This is a genomic window from Mycolicibacterium sp. SMGY-1XX (assembly GCF_059132455.1).
This window is the reverse complement of sequence record NZ_CP101139.1, coordinates 4,108,027-4,125,184: the sequence shown is the minus strand read 5'-3', so window position 1 is coordinate 4,125,184 and position 17,158 is coordinate 4,108,027. Positions and strand designations below refer to the sequence as shown.

At 68.4% G+C, this 17,158-nt stretch carries 17 protein-coding genes; 16 read left to right on the top strand and 1 reads right to left on the bottom strand.

The window, feature by feature from the left end; all coding sequences use genetic code 11:
• Positions 1-6 precede the first annotated feature (6 nt).
• From NL241_RS19945 to NL241_RS19870, 16 genes are all read left to right on the top strand, one after another.
• Entirely contained in the window at positions 7-855 is an 849-nt protein-coding gene (locus tag NL241_RS19945; protein ID WP_494394816.1) for an adenylate/guanylate cyclase domain-containing protein, read from the top strand.
• 206 nt (positions 856-1,061) lie between these two features.
• Positions 1,062-1,205 carry a hypothetical protein gene (locus tag NL241_RS19940; RefSeq protein ID WP_487695229.1) on the top strand — a complete coding sequence of 48 codons (144 nt, stop codon included), beginning with the start codon at positions 1,062-1,064 and terminating at the stop codon, positions 1,203-1,205.
• A 187-nt stretch (positions 1,206-1,392) separates the two neighbouring features.
• Positions 1,393-2,433, top strand: coding sequence for a phenylalanine--tRNA ligase subunit alpha (gene pheS / locus NL241_RS19935; RefSeq protein ID WP_487695384.1), 1,041 nt, complete (start codon positions 1,393-1,395; stop codon positions 2,431-2,433).
• Positions 2,433-4,922 carry a phenylalanine--tRNA ligase subunit beta gene (pheT, locus tag NL241_RS19930; protein ID WP_494394815.1) on the top strand — a complete coding sequence of 830 codons (2,490 nt, stop codon included), beginning with the start codon at positions 2,433-2,435 and terminating at the stop codon, positions 4,920-4,922. Before pheS ends, pheT begins: the two co-directional genes overlap by 1 nt.
• Positions 4,923-4,978: 56 nt before the next feature.
• The gene (argC, locus tag NL241_RS19925; protein WP_494394814.1) at positions 4,979-6,016 is read left to right on the top strand and encodes an N-acetyl-gamma-glutamyl-phosphate reductase; all 1,038 of its coding nucleotides are present in this window, start codon (positions 4,979-4,981) and stop codon (positions 6,014-6,016) included.
• Positions 6,013-7,245 carry a bifunctional glutamate N-acetyltransferase/amino-acid acetyltransferase ArgJ gene (gene argJ / locus NL241_RS19920; RefSeq protein WP_487695224.1) on the top strand — a complete coding sequence of 411 codons (1,233 nt, stop codon included), beginning with the start codon at positions 6,013-6,015 and terminating at the stop codon, positions 7,243-7,245. Before argC ends, argJ begins: the two co-directional genes overlap by 4 nt.
• Entirely contained in the window at positions 7,242-8,183 is a 942-nt protein-coding gene (gene argB, locus NL241_RS19915) for an acetylglutamate kinase (protein ID WP_494394813.1), read from the top strand. Before argJ ends, argB begins: the two co-directional genes overlap by 4 nt.
• A complete protein-coding gene (locus NL241_RS19910; RefSeq protein WP_494394812.1) occupies positions 8,180-9,361 on the top strand; it encodes an acetylornithine transaminase in 1,182 nt (393 codons plus the stop codon). Before argB ends, NL241_RS19910 begins: the two co-directional genes overlap by 4 nt.
• On the top strand, positions 9,361-10,299 hold the full coding sequence (gene argF, locus NL241_RS19905) for an ornithine carbamoyltransferase (protein ID WP_494394811.1): 939 nt from the start codon (positions 9,361-9,363) through the stop codon (positions 10,297-10,299). The genes NL241_RS19910 and argF overlap by 1 nt, the downstream gene beginning before the upstream one ends.
• Positions 10,296-10,775 (top strand): arginine repressor, encoded by a 480-nt coding sequence (locus tag NL241_RS19900; RefSeq protein ID WP_487695218.1) that lies wholly within the window; start codon positions 10,296-10,298, stop codon positions 10,773-10,775. The genes argF and NL241_RS19900 overlap by 4 nt, the downstream gene beginning before the upstream one ends.
• Positions 10,776-10,799: 24 nt before the next feature.
• Positions 10,800-11,999, top strand: coding sequence for an argininosuccinate synthase (locus NL241_RS19895; RefSeq protein ID WP_487695217.1), 1,200 nt, complete (start codon positions 10,800-10,802; stop codon positions 11,997-11,999).
• An 87-nt stretch (positions 12,000-12,086) separates the two neighbouring features.
• Positions 12,087-13,499 carry an argininosuccinate lyase gene (gene argH / locus NL241_RS19890; protein ID WP_487695215.1) on the top strand — a complete coding sequence of 471 codons (1,413 nt, stop codon included), beginning with the start codon at positions 12,087-12,089 and terminating at the stop codon, positions 13,497-13,499.
• 16 nt (positions 13,500-13,515) lie between these two features.
• Positions 13,516-14,202 carry an SDR family oxidoreductase gene (locus NL241_RS19885; protein WP_487695214.1) on the top strand — a complete coding sequence of 229 codons (687 nt, stop codon included), beginning with the start codon at positions 13,516-13,518 and terminating at the stop codon, positions 14,200-14,202.
• A 9-nt stretch (positions 14,203-14,211) separates the two neighbouring features.
• Entirely contained in the window at positions 14,212-14,814 is a 603-nt protein-coding gene (locus NL241_RS19880; RefSeq protein WP_494394810.1) for a hypothetical protein, read from the top strand.
• Positions 14,811-15,383: a hypothetical protein gene (locus NL241_RS19875; RefSeq protein WP_494394809.1), complete on the top strand. Its 573-nt coding sequence runs from the start codon at positions 14,811-14,813 to the stop codon at positions 15,381-15,383. The genes NL241_RS19880 and NL241_RS19875 overlap by 4 nt, the downstream gene beginning before the upstream one ends.
• On the top strand, positions 15,380-15,874 hold the full coding sequence (locus tag NL241_RS19870; RefSeq protein ID WP_494394808.1) for a hypothetical protein: 495 nt from the start codon (positions 15,380-15,382) through the stop codon (positions 15,872-15,874). The genes NL241_RS19875 and NL241_RS19870 overlap by 4 nt, the downstream gene beginning before the upstream one ends.
• On the opposite strand, the gene NL241_RS19865 is transcribed toward NL241_RS19870, so the two are convergent.
• Positions 15,831-17,141 (bottom strand): hypothetical protein, encoded by a 1,311-nt coding sequence (locus NL241_RS19865; RefSeq protein ID WP_494394807.1) that lies wholly within the window; start codon positions 17,139-17,141, stop codon positions 15,831-15,833. The two genes, NL241_RS19870 and NL241_RS19865, sit on opposite strands and share 44 nt — an antisense overlap.
• Positions 17,142-17,158 lie beyond the last annotated feature (17 nt).

The window sequence follows — 17,158 nt, the reverse complement described above, 5'->3', positions numbered from 1 at the left end:
TCCCACATGGAGCCCGAGGGCGGTCAGGACCGGCAGGAGCCGGCCCAGCGCGTCGCCGCATGGTTCAAGGACACCAACTCCAACCCAGGTGTGGTGGGCTTCATCCGCCGGGCACGCCGCGCCCTGCCGGGCGACCCGGACTTCGGTGACCCGCTGTCCATGGCCGGCGACGGTGGTCCGCGCGCCGCCGCCCGGGCCGCCGACCGGCTGCTCGGTGCGCGCGATGCCGCCACCCGGGAGGTCAGCCTGGCCGGTTTGCAGGTGTGGCAGGCGCTGACCGAGCGGGTGTCCCGCAAACCGGCCAACCCCGAGGTGACCATCGTCTTCACCGATCTCGTGGGTTTCTCGGAGTGGTCTCTGCAAGCCGGTGACGATCTGACCTTGCGGATGCTGCGGCTGGTGTCGGCCGCGGTGGAACCGCCGCTGCTGGATCGCGGTGGGCACATCGTCAAACGGATGGGCGACGGGCTGATGGCCGTCTTCCGTGATCCCGTCGTTGCGGTCACCGCGGTGCTGGCCGCCCGTGACGCCGTGAAAACCGTTGAGGTGGAGGGTTATACGCCGCGCATCCGGGTCGGGCTGCACACCGGCAGGCCGCAGCGGCTCGGCGCCGACTGGCTGGGCGTCGACGTCAACATCGCCGCCCGGGTGATGGAACGCGCCGTCCGCGGCGGGGTGATGGTCTCCGGTTCCACGCTGGACCTGATAGACCCGGCCGAGTTCGAGGCACTGGGGGTCACCGCTCGCCGGGCCCGCAGGCAGATGTTCGCCGCCAAGCCCAGCGGGGTGCCCGCCGACCTGGCGATGTACCAATTGCGGTCCAAACGCGACGGCGACGACGAGGACGAGCGCTAGCCGGAAGTAGTCGGCTCGGTCACAGTCCTGCGCAGATGTGTGCTGGCTCAAATGTGTTGGGGTGTACGCAAACTCACACCGCGAAAGTTGTTTTACGCAGAATTAACAGAGACGATGGTGGCGTTGGAACAAGCGGTATCCCGTAGTCCAACACCGAGCGTCATCAAGGTCCCGCTGATCCGGGACCGATCGAGGAGAAGAACCGCATGTCCATCACTCAGTACCGCGCGTCGCGCCGGCGCGCCAAGGAAGTCCGTCGTCTCTACGCGCGGATCAACGACCTCCCGGACTCCACCGTCCGCGAAGAGCTGCTCGCGATCGCCCAACGGCACGAATTCGGAGATCGCTGACGCCGAAAGCGTCGCCATACGAAGAGCCGGTGACCCATGGGGTCGCCGGCTCTGCTGCTTCCCGGGACGCCTCGAGCACGGTGCGAGGGTGGCGCGGGTGCATCGCCTATGATCGGCACTTGCGTTTGTGCTGGAAACCAACTCTGAGGAGCCGCGTCGCGTGGGTGAAGAACCCCAGGTCGGAGACCTGGCCCAGGTCCCCGATCTCACTGAGGAGACCCTGACCAAGGCGGTCAGCGCGGCTGGCCACGCCTTCAGTCTGGCCACTGACCTGGACGGCCTGGCCCGCGCCAAGACCGAGCATCTGGGCGACAAGTCGCCGTTGGCGCTGGCCCGTCAAGCCTTGGGTGCGCTGCCCAAGGCCGACCGCGCCGACGCCGGCAAGCGGGTCAACGTCGCGCGCGCGGCGGCCCAGCAGCTCTACGACGACCGGTTGGCTGCCCTGCGTGCCGAGCGCGATGCCGCTGTCCTGGTGGCCGAGCGCATCGACGTGACGCTGCCGTCGACTCGGCAACCCACCGGCGCACGTCACCCCATCACGATCCTGGCCGAGCACATCGCCGACACGTTCGTTGCGATGGGCTGGGAACTGGCCGAGGGGCCCGAGGTGGAGACCGAACAATTCAACTTCGACGCGCTGAACTTCCCGCCCGACCACCCGGCGCGCAGCGAGTCCGACACCTTCCACATCGCGCCGGAGGGCTCCCGCCAGCTGCTGCGCACCCACACCTCGCCGGTGCAGGTTCGGGCGCTGCTGGAGCGTGAGCTGCCGGTGTACATCATCTCGATCGGCCGGACGTTCCGGACCGACGAGCTCGATTCCACCCACACCCCGGTCTTTCACCAGGTCGAGGGGCTGGCCGTGGACCGCGGCCTGACGATGGCCAACCTCAAAGGCACGCTGGACGCGTTTGCCCGCTCCGAGTTCGGGCCCGAGGCGCGCACCCGGATCCGGCCACACTTCTTCCCCTTCACCGAACCGTCCGCGGAAGTGGACGTCTGGTTTGCGGGTAAGAAAGGAGGCCCCGGCTGGGTGGAATGGGGCGGCTGCGGCATGGTGAACCCCAACGTTCTGCGCGCCGCCGGGATCAACCCCGAGGTGTACAGCGGCTTCGCCTTCGGTATGGGCCTGGAGCGCACCCTGCAATTCCGCAACGGCATCCCCGATATGCGAGACATGGTCGAAGGTGACGTGCGGTTCTCCCTGCCGTTCGGGGTCGGTGCCTGATGAAACTGCCGTACAGCTGGTTGCGTGAAGTGGTCTCTGCCGGGGCACCTGGCTGGGACGTCTCTGCCGAGGAACTCGAACAGGCGCTGATCCGCATCGGTCATGAGGTCGAGGGCGTCCTCACCCTGGGGCCCGTGACCGGTCCGCTGACCGTCGGCCGGGTCGCCGAGATCGAGGAACTCACCGAATTCCAGAAACCAATAAGGGCCTGCAAGGTCGATGTCGGTGAACCCGAGTTACGCGACATCGTATGCGGCGCACGCAATTTCGTGGTCGGCGACACCGTGGTGGTGGCGCTGCCCGGGACGACGCTGCCCGGCGACTTCCAGATCGCCAAGCGCAAGACCTACGGCCGTGTCTCCGACGGCATGATCTGCTCCGCAGCCGAACTGGGAATGGGGGCCGACCATTCCGGCATCCTGGTGCTGCCTCCGGGTACCGCCGAGCCGGGGGAGTCGGCCTACGACCTGCTCGGGCTCGACGACGTGGTGTTCGATCTGGCAATCACCCCGGACCGCGGCTACGGACTGTCGGTGCGCGGCATTGCCCGCGAAATCGCCTGCGCGTTCGACCTGGAGTTCGTCGACCCGGCCGACGTGGAACCGCTGCCCGTCGAAGGTGAGGCGTGGCCGCTGACCGTCCAGCCCGGCACCGGCGTGAGCCGCTTCGCGCTGCGCCCGGTCACCGGGATCGACCAGCACGCGCTGTCGCCGTGGTGGATGCGACGACGCCTGCTGCTGTCCGGTATCCGGCCCATCTCGCCGGCCGTCGACGTCACCAACTACGTCATGATCGAACTCGGGCACCCCATGCACGCCCACGACCGCAAACGCATCAACGGCGGCTTCGAAGTCCGCTTCGCGCGGCCGGGGGAGACGGTGGTCACCCTCGACGACATCGAACGCAAGCTCGACCCGGGTGACGTGCTGATCGTCGACGACGTGGCCACGGCTGCCATCGGCGGCATCATGGGCGCGGGCACCACCGAGATCAACGACGACTCCACCGACATACTGCTGGAAGCAGCGGTGTGGGATCCGGCCACCGTGTCGCGCACGCAGCGCCGGCTACACCTGGTCAGCGAGGCGGGCCGTCGCTACGAGCGGGCCGTCGACCCGGCGATCTCCGTCGCCGCGATCGACCGCTGCTCGCGCCTGCTCGCCGAAATTGCAGGCGGCACAATCGAACCCACGCTCACCGACTGGCGGGGTGATCCGCCGCGGGAGGACTGGTCGCCCACCCCGGTGCGGATGGCCGCCGACCTGCCGGACCGTACCGCCGGGGTGGACTACCCCGAGGGTGCCACCGTCCACCGGCTGACACAGATCGGCGCGAAAGTGACCGTCGACGAACGCAACGTCTTGACGGTGACACCGCCGAGCTGGCGGCCCGACCTGGTGCAGCCCGCCGACCTGGTGGAGGAGGTGCTGCGGCTCGAAGGACTGGACGTCATCCCCTCGGTGCTGCCCACCGCGCCCGCCGGCCGCGGTCTGACCGCCGGGCAGAAGCGTCGCCGTGCCGTCGGGAAATCGCTGGCCCTGTCGGGGTACGTGGAGATCCTGCCGACACCGTTCCTGCCGGCCGGGGTGTTCGACACCTGGGGGTTGCCGGCCGATGATCCGCGGCGCTCCACCACCCGGGTGCTCAACCCGCTGGAAGCCGACCGGCCGCACCTGGCCACCACGTTGTTGCCGGGTCTGCTGGAAGCGTTGTCCCGCAACGTTTCCCGTGGTGCCGTCGACACCGCACTGTTCGCGATCGCCCAAGTGGTGCATCCGACCGAGCAGACGCGCGCCGTCGAGTTGATCCCGACCGACCGTCGGCCCACCGACGAGGAGATCGCCGGTCTGGACGCGTCGCTGCCGCTGCAGCCGCAGCACGTGGGGGTCGTCTTGTCGGGGCTGCGGGAACCTCGCGGTCCCTGGGGTGCCGGGCGCCCCGTCGAGGCGGCCGATGCCTTCGAGGCGGTACGCGTGATCGCGCGCGCGGCCGGTGTCGAGGTCACGCTTCGGCCGGCTGCGCTGCTGCCGTGGCATCCGGGCCGCTGCGCCGAATTGTTCGTCGGCGACGTGAGCGTCGGCCATGCCGGGCAGCTGCATCCGGCGGTGATCGAACGGGCCGGCCTGCCGAAGGGCACCTGCGCGGCCGAGTTGAATCTCAGCGCGATCCCGATCGCCGAGGCGCTGCCCGCCCCGCGGGTGTCGCCGTTCCCGGCGGTGTTCCAGGACATCAGCCTGGTGGTCGATGCCGATGTCGCCGCCCAGACGGTGATCGACGCCGTCCGCGACGGTGCCGGCGAGCTGCTGGAAGCGGTGCAGCTGTTCGACGTCTACACCGGGCCGCAGGTCGGCGAGCAGCGCAAGTCGCTGGCCTTGGCGCTGCGATTCCGTGCCCCCGACCGCACGCTCACCGAAGACGAAGCCAGTGCTGCCCGCGACGCCGCCGTGGCCGCAGCGGCGGCGAGTGTCGGCGCCACCATGCGCGCCTAGATCCACTTGGGTTAATTCATTTGCATATCGGTGCATAAAGATGCAAAGATCCGTGTATGCCCAAGACAGTGGCGTTGGCGGGTGCCAGCGGATATGCCGGTGGTGAGATCCTTCGACTCCTGCTGGGACACCCGGCCGTCGCCGACGGCCGGCTCAGCATCGGTGCGCTGACGGCAGCGGCCTCCGCGGGAACCACCCTCGGTGAGCACCACCCGCACCTGTTGCCGCTGGCCGACCGCGTGCTGCAGCCCACCGAACTCGACGTGCTGACCGGACACGACATCGTGTTCCTGGCCCTTCCGCACGGCCACTCCGGTGCCATTGCCGAACAACTCGGCCCCGACACCGTGGTCATCGACTGCGGTGCCGACTTCCGGCTCACCGACGCGGCGGCCTGGAAGCGGTTCTACGGCTCCGACCACGCCGGCAGCTGGCCGTACGGACTGCCCGAGCTGCCTGGCGCCCGGGATGCGCTGCGCGGCGCATCCCGCATCGCGGTGCCCGGCTGCTACCCGACCGCCGCGCTGCTGGCACTGCTGCCCGCCGTGGCCGCAGACCTCGTGGAACCCGCGGTCACCGTCGTCGCCGTCAGTGGCACCTCCGGCGCCGGTCGCGCCGCCAAGGTGGATCTGCTGGGCTCGGAGGTGATCGGCTCGGCGCGCGCCTACAACATCGGCGGCGTTCACCGGCACACCCCCGAGATCGCGCAGGGACTGCGAGCCGTCACCGACAAACCCGTCACCGTGTCGTTCACGCCGGTGCTCATCCCCACCTCGCGCGGAATCCTGGCCACCTGCACCGCGCGAACTGCCGCACCGGTGTCGGAACTGCGCGCCGCCTACGAGAAAGCTTATGGGACAGAGCCGTTCGTGCACCTGCTGCCGGAGGGGCAGCTGCCGAAGACCGGTTCGGTGATCGGCAGCAACGCCGCGCAGATCGCGGTCGCCGTCGATGAAGATGCGAGGACACTGGTCGCGGTGTGCGCCATCGACAACCTGACGAAAGGCACCGGTGGCGCGGCGGTGCAGTCGATGAACCTCGCGCTGGGCTGGCCGGAAACCGAAGGACTGTCAACTGTGGGGGTGGCACCATGACCGAGATTCTCAAAGGACGGGGATCTGTCGACACAACGCGGCTCGTGCGGACACAGGGGGTCACCGCGCCCGCGGGCTTCCGCGGCGCCGGAATCGCCGCGGGGATCAAAGCCTCGGGCAAGCTGGACCTGGCCCTGGTGTTCAACGAAGGCCCCGACCACGCCGCAGCGGGTGTGTTCACCCGCAACCAGGTCAAGGCCGCTCCGGTGCAGTGGAGCCGGCAGGTGCTCACCACCGGACGGCTGCGGGCCGTCATCCTGAACTCCGGCGGCGCCAACGCCTGCACCGGGCCGGGCGGGTTCCAGGACACCCACACCACTGCCGAGGCCGTGGCGGCCGCACTGTCGGCATGGGGTACCGAGACCGGCGCCATCGAGGTCGCGGTGTGTTCCACCGGCCTCATCGGTGACCGGCTGCCCATGGACAAGGTGCTCGCCGGTGTGCAGGAGATCGTCCACGAGATGGCCGGTGGGCTCTCCGGCGGTGACGAAGCCGCGCGCGCCATCATGACCACCGACACCGTGCCCAAACAGGTTGCGCTGCATCATGCCGACAACTGGACCGTGGGCGGAATGGCCAAGGGCGCTGGCATGCTGGCGCCGTCGCTGGCCACCATGCTGTGCGTCATCACCACCGACGCGGTGGCCGACGCCGAGGCCTTGAACACCGCGCTCACGCGTGCCGCCGCCAGGACGTTCGACCGCCTCGACATCGACGGCAGTTGCTCCACCAACGACACCGTGCTGCTGCTGGCCTCCGGCGCCAGCGAGATCACCCCGTCCCAGGAGCAACTCGACGCCGCCGTCCTGGCCGTCTGTGACGATCTGTGCGCACAGTTGCAGTCCGACGCCGAAGGCGTCACCAAGCGGATCACCATCACCGTGTCCGGTGCCGCCAGCGAAGACGACGCGCTGGTGGCCGCCCGGGTGATCGCCCGCGACAGCCTGGTCAAGACTGCGCTGTTCGGCTCCGATCCGAACTGGGGCCGAGTGCTTGCCGCCGTGGGCATGGCACCGGTGACGCTGGACCCCAACCGGATCTCGGTGTCGTTCAACGGCTCCGACGTGTGCGTCGACGGTGCGGGCGCGCCAGGCGCGCGCGAGGTCGACCTGTCCGGCGACGAGATCACCGTGCGGGTGGACCTCGGTGCCGGCGATGCCGAGGCTTCCATCCGGACCACCGACCTGTCGCACGCTTACGTCGAAGAGAACTCGGCCTACAGTTCATGACCGAGGTAGTCCCCACCCGGGCCAAGGCGCAGGTCCTCGCCGGCGCGCTGCCGTGGCTCAAGCAGCTGCACGGCAAGATCGTCGTCGTGAAATACGGCGGCAACGCCATGACCGATGACAACCTCAAACGGGCGTTCGCCGACGACATGGTGTTTTTGCGCAACTGCGGAATCCACCCCGTGGTGGTACACGGTGGCGGTCCTCAGATCTCGGCGATGCTGAAACGCCTTGGCATTGCCGGAGATTTCAAGGGCGGCTTCCGGGTCACCACGCCCGAGGTGCTCGACGTCGCCCGCATGGTGCTGTTCGGTCAAGTGGGCCGTGAACTGGTAGGGCTGATCAACTCCCATGGCCCCTATGCCGTCGGAATCACCGGTGAAGACGCACAGCTCTTCACCGCCGTTCGCCGCAGCGTCAACGTCGACGGCGTCGCCACCGACATCGGGCTGGTGGGCGACGTGCAGACGGTCGACACCGCCGCGGTCGTCGACCTCATCGGCGCGGGCCGGATTCCGGTGGTGTCCACCATCGCCCCCGACGTTGTCGGCATCGTGCACAACATCAACGCCGACACCGCCGCCGCGGCCCTGGCCGAAGCGTTGGGCGCCGAGAAGCTGTTGATGCTCACGGACGTCGAAGGTCTCTACACCGACTGGCCGGACCGCACGTCGCTGGTCACCGAGATCGATACCGACACGCTCACAACCCTGCTACCGAGCCTGGAATCCGGCATGGTGCCCAAGATCGAGGCGTGCCTGCGCGCCGTCAACGGCGGCGTGCCGAGCGCGCATGTGATCGACGGTCGGGTGGAGCACTGTGTCATCGCGGAGCTGTTCACCGATGAAGGAACCGGAACCAAGGTGGTGCCGACGCCGAAGCCGGAGCGAGGGACGAGCTCCGGTGAGAAGTCGGACGAGGAAGGCGTGGTGCCCGCATGAGTGAAACACAAGCGCTGCAGGACCGTTGGCAGAGCGTGATGATGAACAACTACGGCACCCCGCCGCTGGCACTGGCCAGTGGTGACGGCGCCGTCGTCACAGACCCCGACGGCAGGACCTACCTCGACCTGCTCGGCGGAATCGCGGTGAACCTCCTGGGCCACCGGCACCCCGCGGTGATCGAAGCCGTCACCACCCAGCTCAACACGCTGGGGCACGTCTCCAATCTGTATGCCACCGAACCCGGTATCGCGCTGGCAGAACAACTGGTAGCGCACCTCGGTGCGCCGGCGCGCGCGTTCTTCTGCAATTCCGGCGCCGAGGCCAACGAGGTGGCGTTCAAGATCACCCGGCTCACCGGACGCACGAAAGTGGTTGCCGCCGAAGGGGCTTTCCACGGACGCACCATGGGATCGTTGGCGCTGACCGGCCAGCCGGCCAAGCGGGCGCCGTTCGAACCGCTACCCGGCGATGTCACCCACGTGCCCTACGGCGACGTCGAGGCGCTGCGCAACGCCGTCGACACCGACACCGCCGCGGTGTTCCTGGAACCCATCATGGGGGAGGGCGGCGTCGTCGTGCCACCCCCCGGCTATCTGTCCGCGGCACGCGAGATCACCACCGCCGCAGGAGCTCTGCTGGTCCTCGACGAGGTGCAGACCGGGGTCGGCCGCACCGGGGCGTTCTTCGCGCATCACCACGACGGCGTCACCCCCGATGTGGTGACCCTGGCCAAGGGGCTGGGCGGCGGACTGCCGATCGGTGCCTGCCTGGCCCTCGGACCCACCGCCGATCTGCTGACCCCGGGCCTGCACGGCAGCACGTTCGGCGGCAACCCGGTGTGCACGGCGGCGGCGCTGGCGGTGCTGCGCGCCCTGGCCGATGACGACCTGATCGCCCGGGCCGGTGCGCTGGGCAAGACGCTGAGCCACGGTGTGGAAGCACTGAATCACCCACTGGTGGACCATGTTCGGGGTAGAGGTCTGTTGATCGGTATCGTGCTGACCGAGGAGAAGGCCAAAGCCGCCGAGACGGCCGCGCGTGAGGCCGGGTTCCTGGTCAACGCCGCGGCCCCGAACGTGGTCCGGTTGGCGCCGCCGCTGATCCTCACCGATGCGCAGGCCGACCACTTCCTCACCGCGCTGCCCACCGTGCTCGACACCGCAAAGGACTCTTGATGACCATCCGGCACTTCCTGCGGGACGACGACCTGACGCCGCAGGAGCAGGCGGAAGTCCTGGCGCTGGCCGCCGATCTCAAACACTCGCCGATGAGCCGCCGCCCGCTGGAAGGGCCGCGGGGGGTGGCGGTGATCTTCGAGAAGAACTCCACCCGCACCCGGTTCTCCTTCGAGATGGGCATCGCCCAACTCGGCGGGCACGCCGTCGTCGTCGATGGCCGCAGCACGCAGCTGGGTCGCGAGGAGACCCTCGAGGACACCGGACAGGTGCTCTCGCGCTACGTCGACGCCATCGTGTGGCGCACCTTCGCCCAGGAACGGCTGACGTCGATGGCGGCCGGGTCGACGGTGCCGATCATCAACGCGCTCTCCGATGAGTTCCACCCCTGCCAGGTGCTGGCCGATCTGCAGACCCTGGTGGAACGGAAGGGCTCCCTGAAGGGCCTGCGGATGACGTACTTCGGTGACGGGGCCAACAACATGGCGCACTCGCTGATGCTGGGAGGTGTCACGGCGGGCATCGACGTGACCATCGCCGCGCCGCGGGGCTTCGAGCCGCACGCCGCGTTCGTCGCCGCGGCACGCCAGCGGGCCGAGCAGACCGGCGCCGCGGTCACCCTCACGTCTGACCCGGTGGCCGCCGCCACCGGCGCCGACGTGCTGGTCACCGACACCTGGACATCGATGGGGCAGGAGAACGACGGCCTGGACCGGGTACGTCCATTCCGGCCGTTCCAGGTGAATTCCGAACTGCTGGGCCACGCCGACCCCGAAGCCGTTGTGCTGCACTGCCTTCCGGCGCATCGCGGGCACGAGGTCACCGACGACGTGCTCGACGGTCCGCAGAGTGCGGTGTGGGACGAGGCGGAGAACCGACTGCACGCGCAGAAGGCGCTGCTGGTCTGGCTGCTGGAGTACCGCGGGACTGCGCGATGACGTCTGCGACCACCCGGGCCGGCAGGCAGGCGCGGATCGTGACGTTGCTGTCGTCACGGTCGGTGCGCAGTCAGAGCGAGCTGGCCGGGCTGCTGGCCGCCGAGGGCATCGAGGTCACCCAGGCCACGCTGTCGCGTGACCTGGAGGAGCTGGGCGCGGTGAAGCTGCGCGGCGCCGATGGCGGCGTCGGTGCGTACGTCGTCCCCGAAGACGGCAGCCCCGTGCGCGGCGTCAGCGGCGGCACCGAACGTGTCACCCGGTTGCTCAGTGACCTGCTGGTGTCCACCGACGCCAGCGGGAATCTCGCGGTGCTGCGTACCCCACCCGGCGCCGCCCACTACCTGGCCAGTGCCATCGACCGCGCGTCGCTACCGTATGTCGTCGGCACCATCGCCGGTGATGACACCATCTTCGTGATGGCCCGGGAACCCATGACCGGCGCCGAACTGGCCGCCACCTTCGAAAACCTGCAGTAAGAGAAGAGAGAGAAGGAACAACACATGTCCGATCGCGTCATCTTGGCGTACTCCGGCGGTCTGGACACTTCGGTGGCCATCAGCTGGATCGGCAAGGAGACCGGCCGTGAGGTCGTCGCCGTGGCCATCGACCTGGGCCAGGGCGGTGAGGACATGGAGGTCGTGCGGCAGCGCGCACTGGATTGCGGCGCCGTCGAGGCCGTCGTGGTCGATGCCCGCGACGAGTTCGCCGACGAGTACTGCCTGCCCACCATCCAGTCCAACGCGCTCTACATGGACCGCTATCCGCTGGTGTCGGCGATCAGCCGACCGCTGATCGTCAAGCACCTGGTGGCCGCCGCCCGCGAGCACAACGGCGGCATCGTCGCCCACGGCTGCACCGGCAAGGGCAACGACCAGGTGCGCTTCGAGGTCGGATTTGCCTCGCTGGCGCCCGATCTCGAGGTGCTCGCGCCGGTCCGCGACTACGCCTGGACCCGGGAGAAGGCCATCGCCTTCGCCGAGGAGAACGCCATCCCGATCAACGTCACCAAACGTTCACCGTTCTCGATCGACCAGAACGTGTGGGGCCGCGCAGTGGAAACCGGCTTCCTCGAACACCTGTGGAACGCGCCGACCAAGGACGTCTACGACTACACCGAAGACCCCACGGTCAACTGGAGCAGCCCCGATGAGGTGATCGTCGGCTTCGACAAGGGTGTCCCGGTCTCCATCGACGGTCGTCCGGTCAGCGTGCTGGAAGCCATCGTCGAGCTGAACCGCCGCGCCGGCGCCCAGGGTGTGGGTCGTCTCGATGTGGTGGAGGACCGGCTGGTCGGCATCAAGAGCCGCGAGATCTACGAGGCCCCCGGCGCGATGGTGCTCATCACCGCGCACACCGAACTCGAGCATGTCACCCTCGAACGCGAGCTCGGACGCTACAAGCGTGGTACCGACCAGAAGTGGGGCGAGCTGGTGTACGACGGCCTGTGGTACTCGCCGCTGAAGCGGGCGCTGGAGTCGTTCGTCGCGCACACCCAGGAGCACGTCACCGGCGAGATCCGGCTGGTACTGCACGGCGGGCACATCGCGGTCAACGGCCGTCGCAGCCCCACCAGCCTGTACGACTTCAACCTGGCCACCTACGACGAGGGCGACAGCTTCGACCAGTCCAGCGCCAAAGGCTTCGTCCATGTGCACGGCCTGTCGTCCAAGATCTCGGCCAAGCGCGACCTCGGCCTGTAAACAAACTGGCCGAGCGCGCGTGTTCGTACAGCGACACGCCGCTTTTGACGTACGAACACGCGCGCTCGCGCTGAAAGGGGCATGCGAATGAGCACCAATGAAGGCGCGCTGTGGGGCGGTCGTTTCGCCGACGGGCCGTCGGCCGCCCTGGCCGCACTGAGCAAATCGACCCACTTCGACTGGGTGCTCGCGCCCTATGACGTCACCGCGTCGAAAGCCCACACCCGGGTGCTCTACAACGCCGGCCTGCTCACCGAGGAACAACGCGACGGACTACTTGCCGGGCTGGACTCGCTCGGCGAGGACGTCGCCGACGGGAGTTTCGGTCCGATCGTCACCGACGAGGACGTGCACGGCGCGCTGGAGCGCGGCCTGATCGACCGGGTGGGCCCCGACCTCGGCGGCCGGCTGCGCGCCGGGCGGTCACGAAACGATCAGGTGGCCACGCTGTTTCGGATGTGGCTGCGTGACGCGTTGCGCCGCATCGCCGACGGGGCCATCGAGGTGGTGCAAGCGCTGTCCACCCAGGCCGCGGCGCATCCGACAGCGATCATGCCGGGCAAGACGCACCTGCAGTCCGCGCAACCCGTACTGCTGGCGCATCACCTGCTGGCGCACGCCCACCCGTTGTTGCGTGATGTGGACCGTATTGCCGACTTCGACGACCGGACTGCGGTGTCGCCCTACGGTTCGGGCGCACTGGCCGGATCGTCGTTGGGCCTGGATCCGGACGCGATCGCTGCCGACCTCGGTTTCGCCAGAGCCGCCGACAACTCCATCGACGCCACCGCGGCCCGTGACTTCGCGGCCGAGGCCGCCTTCATCCTGGCGATGATCGCCGTCGATCTGTCCCGCCTCGCCGAGGACATCATCCTGTGGAGCTCAACGGAATTCGGCTACGTCACCCTGCACGACTCCTGGTCGACGGGAAGTTCGATCATGCCGCAGAAGAAAAACCCGGACATCGCCGAACTGGCCCGCGGTAAGTCGGGGCGCCTGATCGGCAATCTCGCCGGGCTGCTGGCCACCCTCAAAGCCCAGCCGCTGGCCTACAACCGGGATCTGCAGGAAGACAAGGAGCCGGTTTTCGATTCGGTGGCCCAGCTGGAACTGCTGCTGCCCGCGATGGCCGGTCTTGTCGGCACACTGACGTTCGACACCGACCGGATGGCCGAACTGGCGCCCGCCGGTTACACCCTGGCCACCGATATCGCCGAATGGCTGGTGCGCCAAGGGGTGCCGTTCCGGGTCGCCCACGAAGCCGCCGGGGCGGCCGTCAAAACCGCCGAGAGTCGCGGCGTGGGCCTCGAGGAGCTCACCGACGACGAACTGACGGCCATCAGCCCCGACCTCACCCCGCAGGTGCGGGAGGTACTCACCGTCGACGGTTCGGTGGCGGCTCGTGATGCGCGCGGCGGGACCTCGCCCGTGCAGGTCGCCCGGCAGCTCGGCGGCGTCCGCGACACCATCGACGGCCTACGGCTGCGGTTGCATCGCTGAATGTCAGGATGACTGCATGAAAATCGCCGGATCGGTGGCGCTGGTCACCGGAGCCAACCGCGGGATGGGCCGCGTCTACGCCGAGGCCCTGCTGGCCCGCGGTGCCGCCAAGGTGTACGCCGCCGCCCGTGACCCCGGACAGATCGACCTCGACGGCGTGACACCGCTGGCGCTCGACATCACCGACCCCGAATCCGTCGCCGCCGCGGCCACGGCGGCAGGTGATGTCACCCTGCTGATCAACAATGCAGGGGTGTCCGCCGGCCAGAACCTGATCACCGGCGACCTCGGCGAGATCCACCGCGAGATGGACACCAACTTCTTCGGCACCCTCACCGTGATCCGCGCGTTCGCCCCGGTGCTCGGCGCCAACGGCGGGGGAGCCATCCTCAACATGCTGTCGGTCCTGTCGTGGCTGTCGCTCGACGGATCCACGTCCTACTCGGCGGCCAAAGCCGCGGAGTGGGCCCTGACCAACGGAGTCCGGATCGAGCTCGCCGGGCAAGGCACCCAGGTGACCGGACTGCACGTCGCCACCGTCGACACCGACATGACCGCCGGCCTGGACGTGCCCAAAGCCGACCCCGCCGATGTCGTCGCCGCCGGACTCGACGGACTGGAAGCCGGCAACCTCGAAGTCCTGGCCGACGACACCAGCCGTTACGTCAAGAGCCGGCTGTCGGAGCCCCCGACCGCGCCGTAGAGTCGCCGCATGGGGGCTGGTACCGGGGTCGCTGAGCAGGTGGCCGCCCGGGTGCGGCGATGGTTCGCCGGCCTGGGCTTCAAACAGATGTGGCAACTGCTGATCGTGCTGGTGCTCGCGGCGACCGCCCTCTTCGGCGGCCTGGACGACGCCAACACCACGGTGACGCTGTTCGAGCCGGGCGAGGAGTTCAGCGACGGTCAGTACACACTGACCGTCGACCGGGCCAGGCTGGTCGACGAGATCGAGGGCGTCCTCTACGACCAGCCGGGATCCCGGTATCTGGGCGTGGTGGTGGAGATCCGCAACGACGGCCACACCCCTGGCAATCTGCTCAGGGCCATCAACCTGACCGGCCACCCCGAGCAGCGTCTGGTCGGCGCGTACCGACTGGCCGACAGCACTTACAACACGAACCTGGGCCCTGGTCTGCAGCAGGAGATGGCGTTCTTCTGGGAAGTGCCCGACGGTGCCGTGGAGCCCGGTGGCTCCGTGACGCTGCGTGTCTGGAAGAAGAAACTCTCCGAGCTGATGGTCACCTACGGTGAGGCGTGGCTGGACAGCGTGACCGACTACGGTCAGGTCACGGTGCCCGTCGCGAACCGATCATGAAGTGGCGCAGCGTGCTTACGGCAGCTGCGGCGGTCGTGGCCATCGTGGCGGCCGCAGTTATCTGGCACGACCTGCCGGTGAACAGCAAGATCTACGCACCGTTCGACGTGACCGCCGGCGCGGGGCAGCCGGCCACCGGACGCAACATCACCGCCATTGTGCTTGGCACTCAGATCACTCCGGTGGTGCAACCGGCGAACGGTCGGCCGCCGAGACTCGAGGCCGCCGGGGTGTGGGTGGTGGTGAACGCGACGGTCGCCGCGGTCGAGGAACCCGGCCTGTTGCGTACGGAGCTCGAGGTCGGCCCGGACACCTACCGTCCGACCGATCGGCTGTCGCCGACGGCGACCGCCGGCGGCACCATGCAGCCTGCGATCGACTACCGGGCCAACTGGGTGTTCGACGTCGCGCCGCAGGTGCTCGACGAGGTCGACGAGGTGAGACTGCGGCTGTGGATCGGCGACGCCAGATTGGATTCGCGCCTGGTGATCCGGATTCCGATGGGCGGCCCGCAGATCAGTCGGCTCGAACGAGTGCGGCTGACCCCTCCGACGATGAGTGCGTCATGATCCGGTTGTGGCAACGAAACCTGATCGGTGCGGCGGTGTCCGTGGCGGCGCTGGCGGTCATCACCGCAACCACCCTGTGGCCGGACTGGACGGCCTACCGGGAGTCGACGAACCCCGAACGCGTGGTGGCCAAGGGCGAGTCCGGTGAGGCCGCAGGCCAGATCTGGCGGCTGGACACGGTCCGTTACCTCAACACGTCATCCAACCGGCTGACGCCCGAGCTGCCCGAGGGAACGCTGGTCCATGTGGTGACGCTCGAGAGTGCAGGTCCCGGCCTGCCCGGGTGTTCCGGCGTCATCACCGATGGGCAGCGGCGGTGGAGCGCCGAGTCCGTCGGTACCCACGGCCCGCTTCCGCCGGAGGGCACCAGCTCCAATTGCTCCGAGCCGGGCCCGGTGCAGTTCAGTTTCCTGCTCCCGGACGACGCGACGCCCACCGCCGTCGACGTCACGGATTGGTCGGGACGGATCCTGGTTCGAATGATGCTGTAGCCGGCTCCGGCCGCGCGACCCGCTCCACGCAGTAGGCGAACGTGCTCGCGATCAAGCAGAGCCGCAGCGGCTCGATCAGCAGATGAAACGCCAGACTCAGGGTGGCGGTGAAATTCGACCAGAACACCCACGGTTGCGGGCCCAGCAGCCAGGCCACCCCACGAAAGAGGTTGCCGTCGCCGATCTGCGCGCGGTAGAAGCTGCCCGCCATGTCCAGCCAGGCCAGCCCCAGATAGCCCAGCACGTAGAGGGCCAACGCCAGCACCCCACCGTGCAGGATCAGGTTGGCCGAGTCGACGATCGGCCGGAACTTGCCCAGCTGTCCCACCGCGTGCTCATGCGCCTTGTCCCGCAACGACTTCGGGATCGCAGTCCACTTGGAGCTGACGCGTTTGTGCGCCGGTGCGGCCCGCTCGAACAGCGAGTCCGCCCTGGCGCCGCCGAACCGTCGCGCCGTCTCGCGCCAGTTGACCGTCGACGTCACGCCGTAGACGATGCCTGCCACCGCCAGCCAGATCAGCGGTACCGCCGCCCCGCCGAAGACCGTGCGCAGCGCAAACGCACAGGCGTCCCAGATGGCGTTCAACGGCGCGAAGTGAGAGAAGAGCTGTTCGCGAGTCTCGGTGAACCACACGATGATCCGCCGTTCGGCGATCCAGCCCGCGGGATTGACCAGCAGGGTCAGGCCCTGGTTCACCGAGAAGCTGAGCGCCAGGAACACCCAGAGCGTGTCCACATACACCCGGATGGCGATCACCCATTTCGGCATCCGGTCCTTGAAGAAGCCCAGCACATAACGCAGCGCCAGCGCCGAGATGATCAGCACCAGCGTGCTGGCGCCCACTGGCAGCGATTCCGGGTGCAGATCAGTCGGTTCCGGCGACATCATCGCTTCGCCCACCCGGTAGGTCAGCGCACGTGCCTCGAATGCCAGCCAGTCCTCGCGGAACATCTGCCAGGCCATGTAGATGGCGAAGAACGGCAGGATGATCGTGGAGAACACGTCGATCTCGCGCAGCCGACGCGACGAGAAGCTCGCCAGTACGGGAAATGCCGGTTTCAGCACCAGGAACATCCCGACGAAGGCCGCCAACCGTGCCAGACCGGCCAGCGGCATGATCACCGACGCCCACCACTTGTTGTCGTAGCCGGCCCATGCGGCCAGCTCGATGGCTCCGAGACGGCCCAGGTACCCCAGCAGGAAGCAGGCAGCCAGCTGCGGGAAGTACTGCACCCACAGGAGCACGGGTCGCAGTAGGTAGCGCACGGCGACAGTCTACGAAG